Origin of the sequence: Halobacterium sp. MBLA0001 (assembly GCF_049705385.1) — an archaeon.
Taxonomy (GTDB): Archaea; Halobacteriota; Halobacteria; order Halobacteriales; family Halobacteriaceae; genus Halobacterium; species Halobacterium salinarum.
Window position 1 is genome coordinate 1,940,670 of sequence record NZ_JBNAMQ010000007.1, and the last position, 17,121, is coordinate 1,957,790.

The 17,121-nt window shown below is 71.9% G+C and carries 16 protein-coding genes; 14 read left to right on the forward strand and 2 right to left on the reverse strand.

Translation table 11 applies throughout. The annotated features are described in order from the left end of the window. Positions 1-90 precede the first annotated feature (90 nt). From cbiT to ACOZ32_RS11535, 11 genes are read left to right on the forward strand one after another with little or no spacing between them, the layout of a single operon-like run. A complete protein-coding gene (cbiT, locus tag ACOZ32_RS11485) occupies positions 91-654 on the forward strand; it encodes a precorrin-6Y C5,15-methyltransferase (decarboxylating) subunit CbiT (protein ID WP_010903131.1) in 564 nt (187 codons plus the stop codon). Beyond that, the gene (locus tag ACOZ32_RS11490) at positions 651-1,355 is read left to right on the forward strand and encodes a cobalt-factor II C(20)-methyltransferase (RefSeq protein WP_424335228.1); all 705 of its coding nucleotides are present in this window, start codon (positions 651-653) and stop codon (positions 1,353-1,355) included. Before cbiT ends, ACOZ32_RS11490 begins: the two co-directional genes overlap by 4 nt. After that, the gene (locus ACOZ32_RS11495; protein ID WP_010903133.1) at positions 1,348-2,214 is read left to right on the forward strand and encodes a cobalt-precorrin-4/precorrin-4 C(11)-methyltransferase; all 867 of its coding nucleotides are present in this window, start codon (positions 1,348-1,350) and stop codon (positions 2,212-2,214) included. The genes ACOZ32_RS11490 and ACOZ32_RS11495 overlap by 8 nt, the downstream gene beginning before the upstream one ends. Beyond that, a complete protein-coding gene (gene cbiG, locus ACOZ32_RS11500) occupies positions 2,211-3,188 on the forward strand; it encodes a cobalt-precorrin 5A hydrolase (protein WP_136361491.1) in 978 nt (325 codons plus the stop codon). Before ACOZ32_RS11495 ends, cbiG begins: the two co-directional genes overlap by 4 nt. After that, the gene (locus ACOZ32_RS11505) at positions 3,185-4,015 is read left to right on the forward strand and encodes a precorrin-3B C(17)-methyltransferase (protein ID WP_136361492.1); all 831 of its coding nucleotides are present in this window, start codon (positions 3,185-3,187) and stop codon (positions 4,013-4,015) included. Before cbiG ends, ACOZ32_RS11505 begins: the two co-directional genes overlap by 4 nt. Continuing rightward, positions 4,015-5,022 carry a precorrin-3B C(17)-methyltransferase gene (cobJ, locus tag ACOZ32_RS11510; RefSeq protein ID WP_205250855.1) on the forward strand — a complete coding sequence of 336 codons (1,008 nt, stop codon included), beginning with the start codon at positions 4,015-4,017 and terminating at the stop codon, positions 5,020-5,022. The genes ACOZ32_RS11505 and cobJ overlap by 1 nt, the downstream gene beginning before the upstream one ends. After that, positions 5,022-5,270, forward strand: a complete 249-nt coding sequence (locus tag ACOZ32_RS11515) for a ferredoxin (protein ID WP_010903137.1) — start codon at positions 5,022-5,024, stop codon at positions 5,268-5,270. The genes cobJ and ACOZ32_RS11515 overlap by 1 nt, the downstream gene beginning before the upstream one ends. Continuing rightward, a complete protein-coding gene (locus ACOZ32_RS11520) occupies positions 5,267-5,965 on the forward strand; it encodes a cobalamin biosynthesis protein (RefSeq protein ID WP_136361494.1) in 699 nt (232 codons plus the stop codon). Before ACOZ32_RS11515 ends, ACOZ32_RS11520 begins: the two co-directional genes overlap by 4 nt. Further along, entirely contained in the window at positions 5,962-7,185 is a 1,224-nt protein-coding gene (locus ACOZ32_RS11525) for a CbiX/SirB N-terminal domain-containing protein (RefSeq protein ID WP_424335229.1), read from the forward strand. Before ACOZ32_RS11520 ends, ACOZ32_RS11525 begins: the two co-directional genes overlap by 4 nt. Then, a complete protein-coding gene (locus tag ACOZ32_RS11530; protein ID WP_010903140.1) occupies positions 7,182-7,553 on the forward strand; it encodes a DUF3209 family protein in 372 nt (123 codons plus the stop codon). The genes ACOZ32_RS11525 and ACOZ32_RS11530 overlap by 4 nt, the downstream gene beginning before the upstream one ends. Beyond that, positions 7,531-8,754, forward strand: a complete 1,224-nt coding sequence (locus ACOZ32_RS11535) for a transcriptional regulator (protein ID WP_424335230.1) — start codon at positions 7,531-7,533, stop codon at positions 8,752-8,754. Before ACOZ32_RS11530 ends, ACOZ32_RS11535 begins: the two co-directional genes overlap by 23 nt. 28 nt (positions 8,755-8,782) lie before the next feature. Here the strand turns inward: ACOZ32_RS11535 and ACOZ32_RS11540 are convergent, their stop codons facing one another. Beyond that, positions 8,783-10,855, reverse strand: a complete 2,073-nt coding sequence (locus tag ACOZ32_RS11540) for a VWA domain-containing protein (protein ID WP_424335231.1) — start codon at positions 10,853-10,855, stop codon at positions 8,783-8,785. A gap of 34 nt (positions 10,856-10,889) precedes the next feature. On the opposite strand from ACOZ32_RS11540, the gene cobN reads away from it, so the two are divergent. Genes cobN through ACOZ32_RS11555 form a run of 3 tightly spaced genes read left to right on the forward strand, consistent with a single transcriptional unit; the run spans position 10,890 to position 16,241 of the window. Next, positions 10,890-14,789, forward strand: a complete 3,900-nt coding sequence (gene cobN, locus ACOZ32_RS11545) for a cobaltochelatase subunit CobN (protein WP_424335232.1) — start codon at positions 10,890-10,892, stop codon at positions 14,787-14,789. Then, a complete protein-coding gene (locus ACOZ32_RS11550; protein WP_205250861.1) occupies positions 14,779-15,492 on the forward strand; it encodes a precorrin-8X methylmutase in 714 nt (237 codons plus the stop codon). Before cobN ends, ACOZ32_RS11550 begins: the two co-directional genes overlap by 11 nt. Next, positions 15,489-16,241: a cobalt-precorrin-7 (C(5))-methyltransferase gene (locus ACOZ32_RS11555; protein ID WP_205250862.1), complete on the forward strand. Its 753-nt coding sequence runs from the start codon at positions 15,489-15,491 to the stop codon at positions 16,239-16,241. Before ACOZ32_RS11550 ends, ACOZ32_RS11555 begins: the two co-directional genes overlap by 4 nt. Here ACOZ32_RS11555 and ACOZ32_RS11560 read toward each other — a convergent pair. Continuing rightward, positions 16,238-17,008 (reverse strand): sirohydrochlorin chelatase, encoded by a 771-nt coding sequence (locus ACOZ32_RS11560; protein WP_205251999.1) that lies wholly within the window; start codon positions 17,006-17,008, stop codon positions 16,238-16,240. The two genes, ACOZ32_RS11555 and ACOZ32_RS11560, sit on opposite strands and share 4 nt — an antisense overlap. Positions 17,009-17,121: the final 113 nt, after the last annotated feature.

The window sequence follows — 17,121 nt, forward strand, 5'->3', positions numbered from 1 at the left end:
GGCGTCGGGGGCGCTCGCGCCCATCTAAGAAAGCTCACTTTCCCTAATACAATCAAAATTGTTTTGGGTGCTACTGACGTTGTGCCACCGATGGCACAGACACAGCTCCCGCACGACGCCAAAGCGGGACCGACGAAACCGGAAGTCCGAGCGGTCGTTCGGTCGAAGCTCGCACTCACCGACGACGACCACTTCGTCGAGGTGGGCTCCTGTACGGGCGCCGTGACCATCGCCGCCGCTCGCGACGCCGGCCGCGTCACCGCGCTCGAACGCAAGGCCGACCGCCTCGAAACCACACGCAAGAACCTCGCAGCCAACGGGCTCGCGGACGCCGTCGAGTTGCGCAACGCCGAAGCGCCCGCCGAACTGCCCGCCGACGCCGACGCGCTGTTCATCGGCGGCAGCCGGAACTACGACGCCGTCCTGGATCACGCCGCCGAGACCGGCGTCGACCGCATCGTGATGAACGTCTCCCGGCTGGAAGTCGCGGGCGCAGCCACCCAGGCGTTCCGGGACCGCGACATCCTCACGGAGGTCGTGCAGTTCCAGGTGAGCCACGGCTACGAGCTCGCCGGCGCGACCTCCTTCGACTCCGAGAACCCCGTGTACATGCTCGTCGGGAGCGCCAGCGGCGACACGGAGGCCGACCGATGACCGTCTACGGCGTCGGGCTCGGCCCCGGTGAACCCGACCTCCTCACGCTGCGCGGGAAGCACACCCTGGAAGCCGCCGACGTGGTGTACTCGCCGGGGCGACTCTCCCGCACCGTCGCCACCCACCACGTCCCCGACTCCCGGATCGGCGACCTCGACTTCCCCATGACCAGCGACCCCGAGAAGCTGCGCGCGGCGTGGCGCGACGCCGCCGCCGAGGTCGCGCCCCGTGCCCGCGACGGCGACGTGGCGTTCGCGACCCTCGGCGACCCCAACGTCTACTCCACGTTCGGCCACCTCCGGCGAACCCTCGACGCGTTCCACCCGGACATCGACGTCCAGACGGTGCCCGGCGTCAGCGCGGTGAGCGCGTTCACCACCGCGCTGGGCGTGGAAGTCGACGCCGGCGCGGGCCTGGCGCTGCGGGAGGCCGCACAGGGCGCATCCCCCACCGGCCCCGACCGCATGATCCTGTTCAAGGTGACCGACGCGCCCGCCACCCACGAGGGGCTCGTGGACGCCGGCTACGACGTGACCTACGGCCGCCGGCTGTACATGGAACAGGGCGACACCACGGTCACGCGCGACCCCGCGGAGATCGCCGACCGGGACTACTACACGCTGGCGTACGCCGAGCGCGACACCCTCCAGAAGGACCGCGCGACGGCCTTCGACGACACCGAGGTGGCCGGCGATGCCTGAGGACGCGACGCCCCAGGACGCCATCGACGCCGCCAGCCAGCAGCGCCAGCGCGGCCGCGACGCCAGGGTGTACGACCACACCGCCGGCGACACCCAAGCCGGCATCCCGTTCATCGGTGCCGGGCCGGGCGACCCCGGCCTCCTCACGGTCACCGGCAAGGAGCTCGTCGAGGACGCCGACCTCGTCGTGCACGCGGGGTCGCTGGTGAACAGCGAGCTGCTGGACGAGTACTGCGCGGACGCCGAGACGGTCTCCTCGGTGGGCAAGGACCTCGAAGCGCTGATCCCGCTGATGCGGGACGCCCACGAGGACGGCGACACGGTCGTGCGCCTGCACAGCGGCGACCCCGCGATCTACGGCGCGGCGCTGGAGCAGATGGACGCCCTCGAACAGGAGGGCGTCCCGACGTACATCGTGCCCGGGGTCACGTCGGCGTTCGCGTCGGCGGCGACGCTGCGCACGCAACTGACGCTGAACGGCACCGCCAACCACGTCGCGTTCACGCGCCCGCAGGGCAAGACCCTCGACGCCGAGGACGACCACATCGCGGAGTTCGTGGAGATGGGCGACGTGACGACCTGCATCTACCTCGGCACGCACGCCATCCCGGACGTCATGGAGCGCCTGCTGGCGGACGGCCACGACCCGGAGACGCCGGTGACGGTCGTCTACCACGCCTCGTGGCCCGACGAGGACGTCATCGAGGGCACCATCGAGACCATCGGCGACCGCGTCGAGGACGCCGGCTACCGCGCGTCGGCGCTGGCCGTGATCGGCGACGCCGGGGCCGGCGCGGGCTACGAGCGGTCGTATCTCTACGGCGACTGGGCGAACCGCGGCAGCGACACCGACCAATGAGTACTGACAACGACACCGAGACTGACGACTCCGGGGGGCATTGTTCGACGCCGGACTCCGACGGCGAGGTCGCCGAGGACATCGCCATCGTGGCGTTCGAGCGGAAACGAGACACCGCAGCGGAGATCGTGGCTGGCATCGGGGATCGCTACGACTCCATCGACATCCTCGACTACCACGGCGACGTGTTCGCCGAGCATTGGGGGGAGTACGACTGCTTCGTGGGCCTGATGGCGTCGGGGATCGCGATGCGGAAGACCGCGGGGCTGCTCGACGACAAGTGGGAGGACCCCGCAGTGGTCGTCGTCGACGAGGCGCTCACGTGGGCGATCCCGCTGACCGGCGGCCACCACGGCGCGAACCAGGTCGCCGACGACCTCGCGTCGATGGGGGCGGTGCCGGCGATGACGACCGCCTCCGAGGCCGCCGGCAAGCAGGGCGTCGAGGAGCGCGCGAAGGCGCTTGACACCCACGTGGTGAACGGCGACTCAACGGTCGCCACGAACCTCGCGGTCCTCGACGAGAACCTGGGGCCGGTCGCCCGACTCGACGGGCCACAGGCCGTGGTCGTCGGCGACGACGTGACCGTGCTGAAGCGCAACAGCGACGACGGCGTCGTTCTCGGCACCGGCAGCGTCTCCGGTGCCGACGAACAGCAGTTCCGCGACGCCTGGGCGGCGAGCCTGGCGGCCACCGACTACGACCTCGACGACGTGGAGTTCGTCGCCACCGGCACCCGGAAGGCCGACGAGGAGGGGCTGCTGGCAGCCGCCGAAGCGCTCGGACTCGGCGTCGTGGCCTTCGAGAAGGAGACACTGGAGGCCCACGAGGGGCCGACCCCTTCCCGGTCGAAGGAGCTCATCGGCTGGCCCGGCATCGCGGAAGCGTCCGCGATCGCGGGCGGCCGCGACAACGAGCTGCTCGCGGAGAAAGAACGCTACGACGAAGCCGTGACCGTGGCGGTGGGCAAATGAGCGACGCGAACGAAGCAGCCGACTACGGCACGCTGTACGTCGTCGGGATCGGCCCCGGGCTGCCGGGTGGGATGACCCAGCGCGCGAAAGACGTGGTGCGGACCGCCGACTGCGTGGTCGCGTCGAACCTCTACCAGGAGTTCCTGCGGCGGGACGGCACGCTGCCGCCCGCGGACGCCGGCGAGCGCCCCGACCAGGAGGTCGTGCGCTCGACGATGGGGCGGCAGATCGAGCTGGCGAAGGAGGCCTTCGAGCGCGTGCGCGACGGCGAAGACGTGGCCCACGTCTCCGGGGGCGACCCCAACGTCTACGGGAAATCCGACCTGGTCTACCTGATGGCCGAGGAGGAGGCCGCGTACGACGTGCCCATCGAGATCGTGCCCGGCGTGACGGCGGCGCTCGGCGGCGCGGCGAACCTCGGCGCGCCGCTGTCGAACGACTTCTGCACCATCTCGCTGTCGGACAAGTGGCGGGGCTGGGCGGAGATCGAGGAGAAGCTGCGCGCGGCCGCCATCAGCGGGTTCGTCGTCGTGTTGTACAACTGCTGGCGGGACTACGAGCGCGCCATCGGCGTGCTGCGCGAGGAGCGCGCCGACGACGTGCCCGTGGCCATCATCAACGACGCCGGCCGCGGCGACGCCGGCCGGAACACCGACGGCGAAACGCACACCATCACCACGCTGGGGTCGGTCACCGACCACAGCGGGGAAGTCGGCGGGATGGGGGCGTCGATCCTCATCGGCACCGACGAGACGGCAGTCTGGGAGAACGACCACCGGAAGCATCTCGTCACCCCGCGCGGCGGGCGTGACGTGGAGGATTTCTAATGAGCACTGACGACACCACCACGACAGACGACTCGACCAGCAACTGTGGCGCGTCCACGACGGACACCGACGATTCGGCCAGCAGCTGTGGCGGATCCACGACGGACACCGACGACTCGGCCAGCAGCTGTGGCGGGGCGTCGGGGAGCAGCGACTCGTCGGGCTGCGGCGCGTCGAGCGACACCGACAGCAACGAGCAGACGGTCTCCGCGACCGTCGACGACTTCGACGCCGACCCCGGCAGCCTCGTGGCGGTCGGGCTGGGCCCCGGTCGCCCCGAGGGCATGACCGACCGCGCGACGGCGGCGCTGGCGGACGCCGAGCACATCGTCGGGTACACCACGTACGTGGATCTGCTGCCCGACGAGATCACCGACGACGCCGAGGAGATCTACGACACCCCGATGTGCGGGGAGGTCTCGCGCACCGAGGAGGCCGTCGACCGCGCGCTCGCCGGCAACCACGTCGCCATCATCGGGAGCGGCGACCCCAACGTCTACGCGCTGGCGGGGTTGGCCCTGGAGATCACCGAGTCGAAGGGCGCGACGCCGTCGATGCTGGACTTCGAGGTCGTGCCGGGCGTGCCCGCCGCGCAGTCGTGTGGGGCGCGTCTGGGCGCGCCGCTGGTCAACGACTCCGTGAGCATCTCGCTGTCCGATCACCTGACGCCGATGCCCGAGATCGAGTCCCGGCTGCACGCCGTCGCCAGCGAGGAGTTCACGATCTCCATCTACAACCCGTGGAGCCGCAAGCGCCGCGAGAACTTCCAGAAGGCGTGTGAGATCCTGCTGGCGCACCGCGACGCCGACACGCCCGTGGGCATCGTCCACGGGGCCGGCCGCGAGGACGAGGAAGTGGAGATCACGACGCTCGGCGAGCTCGAATCCTACGGCGAGACCGACCTCATCGACATGACGACGACGGTCGTGATCGGGAACGCCGAGACGTACGTCTTCGACGACCGCATGGTCACGCCGCGTGGCTACGAGACCAAATACGACTACTGATGTATCGCGTGACAATCGACCGCGAGGCCTGCGATGGCGTGTTCGCGTGCCTGACCCGGGACTCGCGGTTCGTCGAGGACGACGCGGGGCTGGCGACCCTGGACGCCGACGACGGCACCGTCGAGCGGACGAAAGAGACCGTCGTCGGGGAGTTCGACGACGACGAGCGCGTCGCCGACGCCGAGGACGCGGCGGCGGCGTGCCCGTTCGACGCCATCAGCGTCGACGCCGTGGAGGCCGACGAATGACCGCCGACGACATCACGCCCCCGGAGTCGATGCTCGAAGCCCACCCGGAGACGGCGTACTTCTGGGGGGCGGTCGCGGGGGCGGGAACGCTCACGGAGTCCTGCGTGACGGTGACGATGAGCGACGAGGCGGCCGCCGAGACGCTGGCCGTCATCGGGGGTGGCGAGCAGCCCAGCCACGAGGTCCGCGAGCGCGCGTACGCTCACGACACCTCGATCACGCGCCGCGAGGACGAGTACACCGTGCAAGTGTTCGGTGATCTCGCCACCCGCGCCGGGGCGGCGTTCGGCCTCCCGATGGATGACAGCGCCGGCGGCTACCGGCTGGACGCGCTGGCCGCCCACGACCGCCAGCTGTTGCGCGGGCTCGTGGAGGCCTGTGGAACGGTCTGTTTCAAGTCCTCGGCGGGCACAGTCGGGCTGTCGTTCGTCCACGAGGACCGGGCGCTGCTGGCGACCGTGCAGTCGCTGCTCGACGGGCTGGCGGTGGCCACGCCCTACGAGGAGCCCGCCGAGTCGTCGTCGGGCTATTACTTCAGCGTCGACGACGACGCCGTCCCGGCGCTCGGGGCGTGGCTCTACGAGGGCAGCGCTGACTCCGGACTGTACGCGCCCAGTCGCCGGCGGAAGCTCCGCCGCAGCCTCGACCAGGCCACTGCCGTGGACGCATCGCTGCCGGAGGTCGACGCGCCGTGAGCCGCACCGACAGCCCGGCCGGGAGTCTGAACGACGAGGCGGTGTTGCTGGTCGGGCACGGCTCCCGCCGCGAAGCGTCCAACGAGCAGGTGCGGTCGCTCGCCGCCGACCTCGAAGGGCGGCTGGGCGTTCCCGTCGACGCCGGCTTCCTGGAGCTTGCGGAGCCCACCATCCCGGACGCCATCGACGCGCTCGCGCCCGCCGTCGCCAACATTTCGGTCGTGCACCTGTCGCTGTTCGCGGCCAGCCACGTCAAAAACGACGTGCCGGCGGCGCTCCAGCGCGCCCGCAGCCAGCACCCCGAGGTGGAGTTCAACAACGGCTCGCACCTCGGCGTCCACCCCGCCATCGTGGACCTGCTTGACGACCGCGCGGCCGACGTGGAGGCCGACCTGGGCGTCGACCGCGCGGCCGACGACGTGGCGGTCGTGCTGTGCGCCCGCGGGTCCAGCGACCCGGACGCGAACGCCGACGTCCACAAGCTCGCGCGGCTGCTGTACGAGGGCCGCGCGTTCTCCCGGGTGGACGCCACGTTCATCGGCGTGACCGAGCCGACGCTCGACGAGACGCTGCACGACGTCGCCAAACACCGGCCCGACGCAGTCGTGGTGGTGCCGTACATGCTCGGCGACGGCGTGCTCACGGGCCGCATCCGTGAGGGGGCCGCCGAGTTCGACGCCGACTATCCGTACGTCGAGGCGGCCTGTGGCGACCCCCTGGGGACCGACTCGCGGCTGCTGGACGTACTCGGGGATCGCTGGCAGGAAGCCCGGACGGGCAGCGTCGAGATGTCCTGTGACACCTGCAAGTACAAGGTGGAACTGGACGGCTACGAGGAGGACGTGGGCGGCGCGAAGGCGATGTTGCGCGCGCTCAACCACCAGGAGGCCCACGAGGACCGCGACGACGTCGCCGACGACCCCCACGCCCACGACGCGCCGGACCGCCACGTCGCGGTCTGCACGAACCAGACGTGTGCCGCCGAGGGCGCACCCGCCGTCCTCGAACGCCTCCGCCAGGAGGCCCGCGACGCCGACGAGGGCAGCCTCCGGGTGACGCGCACCTCGTGTCTCGGGCAGTGCGGGGACGGCCCGAACGTCGCCGTCTACCCGGATGGCGTCTGGTATCAGCGCGTCGATCCCGACGACGCCGGCCGCATCGTGTCGTCCCACACCGACCGGGACCGCATCGTCTCCGATCTCGACTCACAGCTACTATGACCTGCCACGAACTCGAAGCACTGCGACTCGGGCTGATGAACGTCCTCGGCACCAGCGACCGGAGCGCCCGCGAGCACGCCGAGAAGGAACTCGAGGGCGAACTGCACGGCCCCATCGAGGGGCTGGCGGAGGCGGACTCGCTGGCGGAGCTCCAGCGCCACCTCGACGCGGCGCTGGTGGACCTCGAAGGAGAGGTCGCCGCCACCGACGAGAGCAACGCCGAGTACGACTACCTGCGGGGCCGCCTGGTCGCCGTGCGGGACGCCGAGCGGGCGCTGGCGAGGCTCGCCGACCACGGCGACGCGTACCTCGACGATCTCGGCGCGACCCACCACGCGCTCCACGATGTCTTCCCCGCCGACGAGTAGCGCGCCCCTGGGCGACATCGAGCCCGCCGGCTCCCGGCAGCTCGGCCGTCGCTCAAGCGTCTGTTGGACCGGCGACGGCGTCGTCGCGGGGCTTCCGGACGGCACCGTCGTGGCGTTCGACGGCGCCCTCGACGAGCGCTGGCGGAACGCCGGCGACGACCGCGGCAGCGTCGTCGCGCTGGCGCCGTTCGCCGGCGGCGTTGTCGCCGGGGAACGCGGCGCGGCCGGCGAGATCCGGCTGCACGACGGCGAAACCGGCGCGGTCAGGTGGCGCTATCGGGCCGCCGGCGACATCGGCCGTCCACAGGAAGACACCCGGTTCTTCCTGCCGTTCGTCGTGGATGTCGCCACCCAAGCCGGCGGTGACCGGGCGTTCGTGGCCGTGCGGCGCTACGAGCGCGGTGCCGACGGCGATCGGGCGTTCCAGAGCGCGGTCTACGCGTTCGAGGGCGACAACACCCCCGTGTGGCGGTTCCGGAGCGACGCCTCGCCGGTCAGCCTCGCGGCGGACGGCGACCGCGTCGCCGTCGCGTTCAACCGCTGCCCGGGCGACCAGGCGGCCGGCGTGCTCGTATTGGACGCCGCGACTGGCACCCAGCGGCGGCGCTGGGACCCAACGGGGGGCGGCGACCGGCGCGTCGGCGATGTCGCGCTCACGCCCCGCGGTGTCGTCGCGGCGAGTCACGCGGACTACCGCGGGTACTGCCTCGACGGCGACGGCGTGCAGTGGGTCGTTGATCTCGGGCGGCCCGTCGAGCGCGGCGAGCAGACCGTCTACGCGTACCCGAACCACGTGCACGCGACCGGCGACGGTGCCGTCTTCGTCACCGGCAACACGTACCCCGAGGACGGCCGCGAGACGGACGCCCGGCATCCGACCGAGCACACCGCGGTCGGCGTCGACCGGGACGGCGGGGTCGCGTTCACCGCCGACGTGGGCGGCTTCGCACACGAGATTGCGGCCGACGGTGCCAGGGTCGCGGTGCCGGTCGCCCAGCATTTCCGGGAGCGCGACCCGGCGCGACACGGCGTCCGCGTCTACGACATCGCGGCCGGGCGGGTGGACGCCTGGCGCACGCCGGGCGTCGTCACTGCGGCGGCAGTCGACGGGCGCACCGTCGCGGCCGTCGAGGAACCGGTCGTGTACCACGACGACGGCGAGCGACGTGGTACCCACCGGCTGCACGCCGGGCACGTCTGAGAGCGGTCGGTGCTAGTTCGCGGACAGCTCATTTTCGCGCCTGGCCGACTGCGTGTTCGACGCGGTCGGCGCTGAGCGCGTCGAGGGGCACGCGTTCACCGTCTGCGGCGTCGACGATGTCGCTGGTGAGCCCCCTGGCGTTGTCGCCGGCGTCGACGACGACGACGTGTGCGCCCCGCTCGGCGAGCGCCGACGCGGCCGTTCGGGTCGCCGCCGTGGGGGTGTCGGTGGCGTTCGCCTGGCCGTCAGTCACAACGACGACGACGCTCGTGTCGGGGTCCGCGCGCGAGAGCACGTCGTCGGCGGCCCGCAGTCCCGCTGGCAGCGGCGTTCGGTCGCCAGTGGGGAGGTCTTTGAGGTGGCGGGCGGCCAGCGCCACGCTGTCCGTGGGCGGCACCAGTACGTCGGCGTCGTCGCCCGCGAACGCGACCACGGCGATCTCGTCGCGGTGCTGGTAGGCGTCCCGGAGCAGGTCGAGCGCGACGCCTTTCGCGGCGCGCATCGGCCCCCGCATGGACGCGCTGGCGTCCACCGCGAACACGACGAGCGCGGACGCCGACCCCGCGTTGATCGACTGCCTGAGGTCCCGCGATTCGACGGCGTCACTGCCGCGCGCGGCGGCCGCGCGGACCGACGCAGCGGCGTCGACGTCGTCGGCGGGTGTCGCGCGCTCGGTTCGCACGCGCGCCCCCCGGGCGTCCGGGCTCGGAGTGGCGGACGCACGCCCGGAATCGCCGGTGGCGCGCTCGGCGTCCGGCGCATCGGCGTCCGGGGCCACGCCGGTGCCTGGTTCGACCGTGTCCCCGCGGGGCTGGCCGGGCACCAGCGGCGCGGCGTCTTCGGTGTCCTCGTCGTCGCCGCGCTCGCCGTCCGTCGGGTCGTCGCCGGCCTCGGAGTCGGCGGGGGCCTGGCTGCCCTCGGACTGGCTGTCGTCCGGGCCTCCCGTCGGGGCCTCCGCCCCGTCGGTGTCACCGTCCGGTTCGGCGTCGGCTTCGGCGTTGTCGGTGGGTTCCGGGTCGTCGCCGCCCGCCTCGTCCGAGGTCTCGGGGTCGCCTGCCTCGTCGGACTGGTCGCCGTCGTCGTCGAAGTGGTCGTCAACGACGTCCTCGGGGTCGGGTGCGTCCTCGAAGGGGCGGGACTGCAGGCGGTGTGGGAGCGCGAACCCCGCGGCGCGTTCGATGTCGGCCTCGGTGACCGTCGGGCGGCCGTCGAGCGCCGCGAGCGTGCGGGCGGCGCGGGCGGTGGCCACGTCGGCGCGGTGGCCGTCGACGCCGGCGTCCCGGCAGAGTTCGGCGATCTCGCGGGCCAGCGACTCGGGGAGGTCGACGTCGGGCAGCAGGTCGCGGGCGGTCACCAGGCGGTCGCGGACGGCGGCGGTGTCGGCGGCGTAGTCGCCGTCGAAGCCCGCGAGCGCGCGGTCCATGATCTCGACGCGGTCGGCGATCTCCTCGCTGCCCGCGACGGCGACGCGGAGCGCGAACCGGTCGCGGAACTGCGGGCGGAGGTCGCCCTCCTCGGGGTTCATCGTGCCGACGAGCGTGAACTCCGCGGGGTGGGTGACGCTGACGCCGTCGCGTTCGACGCGGTTGACGCCGCTGGCGGCGGCGTCGAGCAACACGTCCACGAGGTGGTCGTCGAGGAGGTTCACTTCGTCGACGTAGAGGATCCCCCGGTTGGCCGCGGCCAACAGCCCCGGGCTGAACTCGGCGTCGCCGGCGAGCGCGTCGGTCACCGACAGCGAGCCGACGACGCGGTCGCGGGACGCCCCCAAGGGGAGTGTGACGAACGGGACCGGACGCGATTCGACCGGCGGGTCGGTGCGGTCCCGGCAGTCCGCGCACTGGCGGGAGGGGTCCTCGGGCGGACAGCCGTAGGGGCAGTCCGCGACGGCGCGCTGGTCGGGCAGCAGGTCGGCGAGCGCGCGGGCGGTGGTGGACTTCGCGGTGCCCTTCTCGCCGGTGACGAGCAGCCCGTCCAGGGACGCGTTCGCGGCGACGGCGAGCAGCCCCGTTTTGAGGTCGTCTTGGCCGACGACGGCGGGGAACGGCGCGCCGGCACGCCGGTCGGGCGACAGCTTTTTGCTGCGTCCCAAATCAACCATAGTTGTAATACTCCAATGGAGGTTTAACAGCGTTGTGACTGTACTTGCACTCTACACCGCGACCGAGAACGAGCTCGGCGCTGTCCAGGCGGCCGCCGGCCGCGTCGACGTGGATCTCGTCGCGCGCTCGGAGAGCGACCTCGACGACGAGACCGCCGTCGAGGCGTTCCTGGACACCGCCGCGGACGCCGACGCAGCCGTGTTCTGGCTGCACGGCGCCGAGGACAGCATGCCGGGGTACGACCGCGCGACCGCCCGGCTGGCCGACGCCGGCGTCCCGCTGGTGGTGAAATCCACCGGCGACGCCTACGCCGTCGAGGACACCACCGTCGCCGCCGAGGACCGCGACACCGTCTACGAGTACCTCGACCGTGGGGGGTCGGCGAACGTCGCCAACTGCCTGCGGTTCCTCGGTGACCGCTACTCGGGGACGGAGTTCGCGTACGACGACCCCGTTGCGCTCCCGACGGAGGGCGTCTATCACCCCGACCACCCCGGCATCGACTACGACGGCCTGCGTGCGACCTTCGACCCCGACGCCCCGACGGTGGCGGTGTGGTTCTACGAGTCCCACTGGACCCACGAGAACACCCGCTACGTCGACGGCGTCGTGCACGCCCTGGAGTCCCAGGGTGCGAACGCGCTCCCGGTGTTCTGCAACCCGGCGACCGACACCGACGAGCAGGAAGACGCCGAGTGGGTCACCGACCAGTGGCTGCTTGCCGACGGCGAGCCGGTCGTCGACGCCGTCGTGTCCTCGTTCATGTTCTCGCTGTCGATGGACGAGCGCGGCCGGTCGGCAAGCGACGAGGGCGACGCCGCCGAGGACGTGTTCCTCGACCGCCTCGGGGTGCCAGTCCTCCAGACGGTCACGACGATGCGCTCGCGGTCCCGGTACGAGTCGGCGGACACCGGCGTGATGGGCTTCGAACTCGCGCTCTCGGTCGCACTGCCCGAGTTCGACGGCAACGTCATCACCCACCCCATCTCGGGCAAGGAGCGCACCGACGACGACGCCGGCATCGGCACCGCGCCGAAACAACACTTCCCCATCGCGGACCGCGTCGAGCACGCCGCCAGCCTCGCCGTGAACTGGGCGCGGCTGCGCCACCTCGACAACGACGAGAAACGGGTCGCCGTCGTCCTCCACAACTACCCGCCCAGCGACGACGGCATCGGGACGGCGTTCGGCCTGGACACCCCCGAGAGCACGGTCAACCTGCTGGACGAGCTGGACGCACGCGGGTACAGCCTCGGTGGGAAGACGCCGCCCGAGGGCCAGGCGCTGATCGAGCAGCTGACCAGCCAGCTCACCCTCGACGACCGCTGGGTCGCCCCCGAGGACGTCCGCGAGCGCAGCGTCGACGTGGTGTCGACCGACGAGTACGCGTCGTGGTGGGCCGACACCGACCCCGAGTTCCGGGCGAACGTCGTCGCGGAGTGGGGGGAGCCGCCCGAGCGGCCGTTCGCGATCCCGGGCGTCGAGTACGGCAACGTGCTCGTGACCGTCCAGCCGCCCCGCGGCTTCGGCATGGACCCGGAGAAAGTCTACCACGACAGCGACCTCCAGCCGCCCCACGACTACTACGCGTTCTACGCGTGGCTCCGCGAGGAGTTCGGCGCGGACGCCGTCGTGCATCTCGGCACGCACGGCAGCCTGGAGTGGCTGCCCGGGAAAACCGTCGGCCTCGACGCCGAGAGCGCGCCCGACGCGCTGCTGGGGGATCTGCCGAACGTCTACCCCTACATCGTCAACAACCCCGGGGAGGGCACGCAGGCCAAGCGCCGGTCGTACGCCGCGGTCGTCGACTACCTCACGCCCGTGATGAGCAACGCCGGCACCTACGACGAGCTCGCCGAGTTGGAGGAGCTGGCGTCGCGCTACCGGGAGGCCGGCACCGGAGCCGGCGCGGACGCCGAGTCCCACATCGCGGACCGCATCCGCGAGCAGGTGACCGACCTCGATCTCGCCGTCGAACTCGGCATCGAGGGCGAGATATCCGAGAAAGCCGACGTTCGCGGCCCCGACGCGGCCGGCAGCTCGCTCGCGGAGGGCGCCGTGGACGGCGACACCGTGGGCATCGAGGCGCTGGTCGAGCGCGTCCACGAGTACGTCACGGACGTGAAGACGACCCAGATCCGGCTGGGCCTGCACACGATGGGCGAACCGCCCGCGGACGACCGCCTGGTGGAGTATCTCGTGGCGCTCACGCGCCTGGAGAACCCGGGCGCGCCGTCGCTGCGGGAGTCCGTCGCGGGCGTGCTCGGCGTCGACTACGGGACGATGCTCGACTCCCCGGGCGAGTACAGCGAAGCCCTGGGGATGACGTACGCCGAGGCCGCCGACGAGGTGTACGAGACGAGCGTCGACCTCGTGGAGACGCTCGCCGCCGAGGGGTTCGACGTGCCGGCGTCGAACGTCGCGGCCGGCCCCGACGACGAGGTGAACATGAACCTCCTCGTGGTCGACATCGACACCATCGGTGACGCCCGCGCGAAGTCGGGCGCACACGACGACCTGCGTGCGGTGTTGGCGTTCATCTGCGAGGAGGCCGCCCCGCGCGTGTTCGGGGCGGAATCGGAGATCCCGCAGACGGCCGACGCCCTTGACGGCGAGTACGTCGAACCCGGCGGGAGCGGCGCGCCCACCCGGGGCGGCGTCGATCTGCTGCCGACGGGCCGGAACTTCTACACGCTGGACCCGCGGAAAGTCCCGGCCAGAACGGCGTGGGACGTGGGCAAGGAGGTCGCCGACGGTGTCGCCCAGCGCCACCAGGAAGACGAGGGCGAATACCCCGAGGAGGTCGGCGTGGTCGCGTGGGGGACCCCGACGGTCCGCACGCGCGGGGAGACCATCGCGCAAGTACTCGGTCTGATGGGCGTCCGGCCGGTCTGGACGGACGCCGGCCGGGTCGACGACGTGGAGCCGATCCCCCTTGGGGACCTCGGCCGGCCGCGGATCGACGTGACCACCCGGGTGTCGGGGCTGTTCCGGGACGCGTTCCCGCAGGCCGCCGGCGTCGTCCACGACGCCGTGGACGCCGTCGTCGACCTCGACGAGCCACACGACATGAACTACGTCAAAAAGCACGTCGAGGCGGAGGCGGCCGAACTCGAAGCCGAGGGCGTCGAGAACCCCGAACAGGCCGCGAAGCGCCGCGTGTTCACCACGCGGCCGGGCGGCTACGGCGCGGGGACGAACAAGGCCGTCGACGAGGGCGAGTGGGACGACCGCTCGGACCTCGCCGACGTCTACGTCCAGTGGGGCGGCTACGCGATGGGGTCGCGGGGCCGCGTCAGCGAGGCCCACGACGCCTTCGAGCGCCGCCTCGGGAACGTCGACGCGACGGTGAAAATCGAGGACACGATGGAGCAAGACGAGTTCGACTCCTCGGACTGGTACGCGTTCCACGGCGGGTTCATCACCGCCGTCGCCGAGGAGAGCGGCGCGGAGCCGGCCTCGTACGTGGGGGACTCAAGCGACCCGGACAACGTCGACGTCTACACCAACGAGGAGAAAGTGCGCAAGGCGATGCGCGCCCGCGTGCTCAACCCGGAGTGGCTGGACTCCATGGAGGACCACGGCTACAAGGGTGCCGGCGACCTCTCCTCGACGGTCGACGTGACGCTCGGCTGGGACGCGACGACGGGCGTCGTTTCGGACACGCTCTGGGCGGACGTGGCCGAGAAGTACGCCTTCGACGAGGACCGCCAGGAGTGGCTGCGGGACGTGAACCCGTGGGCGCTGTCCTCGATCACGGACACGCTGCTTGAGGCGATCGAGCGCGACCTCTGGGGGGCCGACGACGAGACCGCCGAGCGCCTGCGTGACCTCCACCTGCAGGTGTCGGGCGACCTGGAGGCGCGCGCGTCGAGCGAGCACGACACGCCAGCCGACGGCGACGAACGCGAGACACCACTACATGACGACTGACACCACACCGGACGGCGACGACGAACAGGACTTCGAGTCGTACGCGGACCTCGGCGCGACCACGGAGAAGGCCTTAGACATCGCGGAGACGAGCATGGATCGGGTGCGCGAGCTGGTGCCCGACGAGACGCTCGCCGACCGCCTCCGCCAGAAGTCCGTGCACGCGACCGGCGACCCCGAGTTCCAACACCTGCTGCGGTTCAGCGGCGGCGAGCCGGTGCGAGCGGGCGCGCGCGCCGTGCTCGACGAGGCACCCATCGTCACCGACATCACGATGGTGAAAGCGGGCGTGACCGGGCGGGGCCACGACTGCGAGGTGCGCAAAGCCATCGGGAACGGCGCCGAGCTGGCGGCCGAGACCGGGATGACGCGGACGGCGGCGTCGGTGCTCGAACTCGACAAGCAGGGCGTCTACGACGGCGCGATCGCGGTCGTCGGGAACGCGCCGACGGCGGCGCTGGCGCTGGCGGACTGCATCGCGGACGGCACCCGGCCGGCCGTCGTCGTCGCCACGCCCGTCGGGTTCGTGAAGGCCGCCGAGAGCCGAACGCGGCTCCGCGAGGTCGCCGCCGAGTACGGCGTGCCCGCGGTCACGAACGTCGGGCGCCGCGGCGGCAGCGGGCTCGCGGCGGGACTGACGAACGAGCTGGTGCACGTCGCCAGCGACGTTCGGGACGGCGACGTCTCGCTGACGGAGTCATGAGCGAGGAGTACGACCTCGATTCGGGGCCGGACCCGGCGTCGTTCGCCGCCCAGACCCCGGAGCCGGCGGCCGGCGACCACGCCGTGCACGCGGTGGGCATCGGCCCCGGGAACCCCGCGTTCCTGACGGCGCGCGGCGAGCGTGCGATCCGGGACGCCGAGGTGATCGTGGGCTTCGAGACGGTCGTGGAGTTCGTCGCCGATCTGACCGACGCCGACCTGTTGACGTGTGGGTACCGCGACGAGCAGGCCGCGCTGTCGGCGTTCGGCGAGCGCGTGGCCGACGGCGCACGCGGGACGGCGGTGTTGATGGGTGACCCGAACCACTCGGGCTACCAGTTCCTGGGGAAAGTCGAGCGCGCGGTGGGCGAGCCCGTGCGGGTGGTGCCGGGCATCTCCTCGCTGCAGGTGGCGGCCAGCCGGGCGCGCACCCCCATGGAGGACACCGCGTTCGTGACCCTGCACAAAAGCGGCGACGTGAGCGACGGGGTGGCGCGGCTGCGGGACGCCGTGGGCGACCGCCACCTGCTGGTGTTGCCGCGGCCGTTCGACCTGATGCCGGGGGACATCGCCGCCGACCTCCTGGAGGCGGCGGACGCGGCCCCGGATCTGGACGCCCTCGTGTTGGAGCGGCTCACCCACGACGACGAGTCGATCACGCGAACCACGCTGGGGGAGCTGGCCGCCCACGCGGGCGAGGAGACGCCGTTCTCGGATCTGTCCGTGCTGGCCGTCCGGCGGTCGGCTTAAGCGCCGTCGCCGTCGGTGGCGAACGCCGGCGCGGTGGCCGTGAGCGTGGTCGCGGCGGTGGTGTCGCGGTCGGCGAGCACGCGCTGCTGGGCCAGCGTGGCTTCGACGGCGTCCGTGAGCCGTGGGTGCGCGCCCAGCGGGTCGGCGTACGCGATGCCGCCGCGGGCCAGGTCCAGCCGGTCGGGGATGTCGCGGTCGGTGGCCGCGCCGGCGGCGACGAACACGGGGACGACGACGGCGTCGTCGGTGCTGAGGTTGTACCGGAGGCATTCGACGGCGGGGTTCTGGACGAGGTGGCTGGTGGCGACATCGTCGTACGTCCCGCGCTCGCGGAGCCTGGCGGCGTGGTATTCGGCGACCTGGCGGTGGTAGGGCAGCGAGCTCGCGCCCAGCGTGACGAGGCCGATCGCAGACGGGGCGTCGGCGGCGGCGTCGGTGGCGCGGTCGTGGATCACGTCCGTGACCGCGCCGCTTCGCCCGATGGGCTCGCAGTACTGCACGGTCGCGTCGGTGAGCGCCTGGAGGGCGGCGGGCACGCCGACCGTGGTTTCGCGGGTGTGGGCGGTGGTCATCGGAACGGCGAACACGCGGTCGGCGTCGATGGCCGTGAGCCGGCCGCGCAGATCACGCCGGGGCTCGTGGTCGTAGTGGCGGGCGTGGACGGCGTCCGCGACGCCGCGCTCGCGGAGGCGCTGGGCGTGGGTCGCGAGTGTTTCACGGGCGTGGGGCGTGTCGCGGCCGAGCAAGAGGAGCGCGTCGCGTGTCATGGGTGAAGCAAGCTGGGTTGTCCGAACCCAACTGTGGTTGCATACGGCGTCGTGCCATCGACGCTAATAGCTTGCGCTGGCTCCCCGGCGGCGACCGGGTGATCGACCACCGA

Excerpts from the sequence above, each read along its gene's own strand:
- cbiG (WP_136361491.1), top strand. The coding sequence starts at position 2,211 with ATGAGTACTGACAACGACACCGAGACTGACGACTCCGGGGGGCATTGT.
- ACOZ32_RS11505 (WP_136361492.1), top strand. The coding sequence starts at position 3,185 with ATGAGCGACGCGAACGAAGCAGCCGACTACGGCACGCTGTACGTCGTC.
- cbiT (WP_010903131.1), top strand. The coding sequence starts at position 91 with ATGGCACAGACACAGCTCCCGCACGACGCCAAAGCGGGACCGACGAAA.
- cobJ (WP_205250855.1), top strand. The coding sequence starts at position 4,015 with ATGAGCACTGACGACACCACCACGACAGACGACTCGACCAGCAACTGT.
- ACOZ32_RS11520 (WP_136361494.1), top strand. The coding sequence starts at position 5,267 with ATGACCGCCGACGACATCACGCCCCCGGAGTCGATGCTCGAAGCCCAC.
- ACOZ32_RS11490 (WP_424335228.1), top strand. The coding sequence starts at position 651 with ATGACCGTCTACGGCGTCGGGCTCGGCCCCGGTGAACCCGACCTCCTC.
- ACOZ32_RS11530 (WP_010903140.1), top strand. The coding sequence starts at position 7,182 with ATGACCTGCCACGAACTCGAAGCACTGCGACTCGGGCTGATGAACGTC.
- ACOZ32_RS11555 (WP_205250862.1), top strand. The coding sequence starts at position 15,489 with ATGAGCGAGGAGTACGACCTCGATTCGGGGCCGGACCCGGCGTCGTTC.
- ACOZ32_RS11550 (WP_205250861.1), top strand. The coding sequence starts at position 14,779 with ATGACGACTGACACCACACCGGACGGCGACGACGAACAGGACTTCGAG.
- ACOZ32_RS11540 (WP_424335231.1), bottom strand. The coding sequence starts at position 10,855 with ATGGTTGATTTGGGACGCAGCAAAAAGCTGTCGCCCGACCGGCGTGCC.
- ACOZ32_RS11495 (WP_010903133.1), top strand. The coding sequence starts at position 1,348 with ATGCCTGAGGACGCGACGCCCCAGGACGCCATCGACGCCGCCAGCCAG.
- ACOZ32_RS11560 (WP_205251999.1), bottom strand. The coding sequence starts at position 17,008 with ATGACACGCGACGCGCTCCTCTTGCTCGGCCGCGACACGCCCCACGCC.
- ACOZ32_RS11515 (WP_010903137.1), top strand. The coding sequence starts at position 5,022 with ATGTATCGCGTGACAATCGACCGCGAGGCCTGCGATGGCGTGTTCGCG.
- ACOZ32_RS11535 (WP_424335230.1), top strand. The coding sequence starts at position 7,531 with ATGTCTTCCCCGCCGACGAGTAGCGCGCCCCTGGGCGACATCGAGCCC.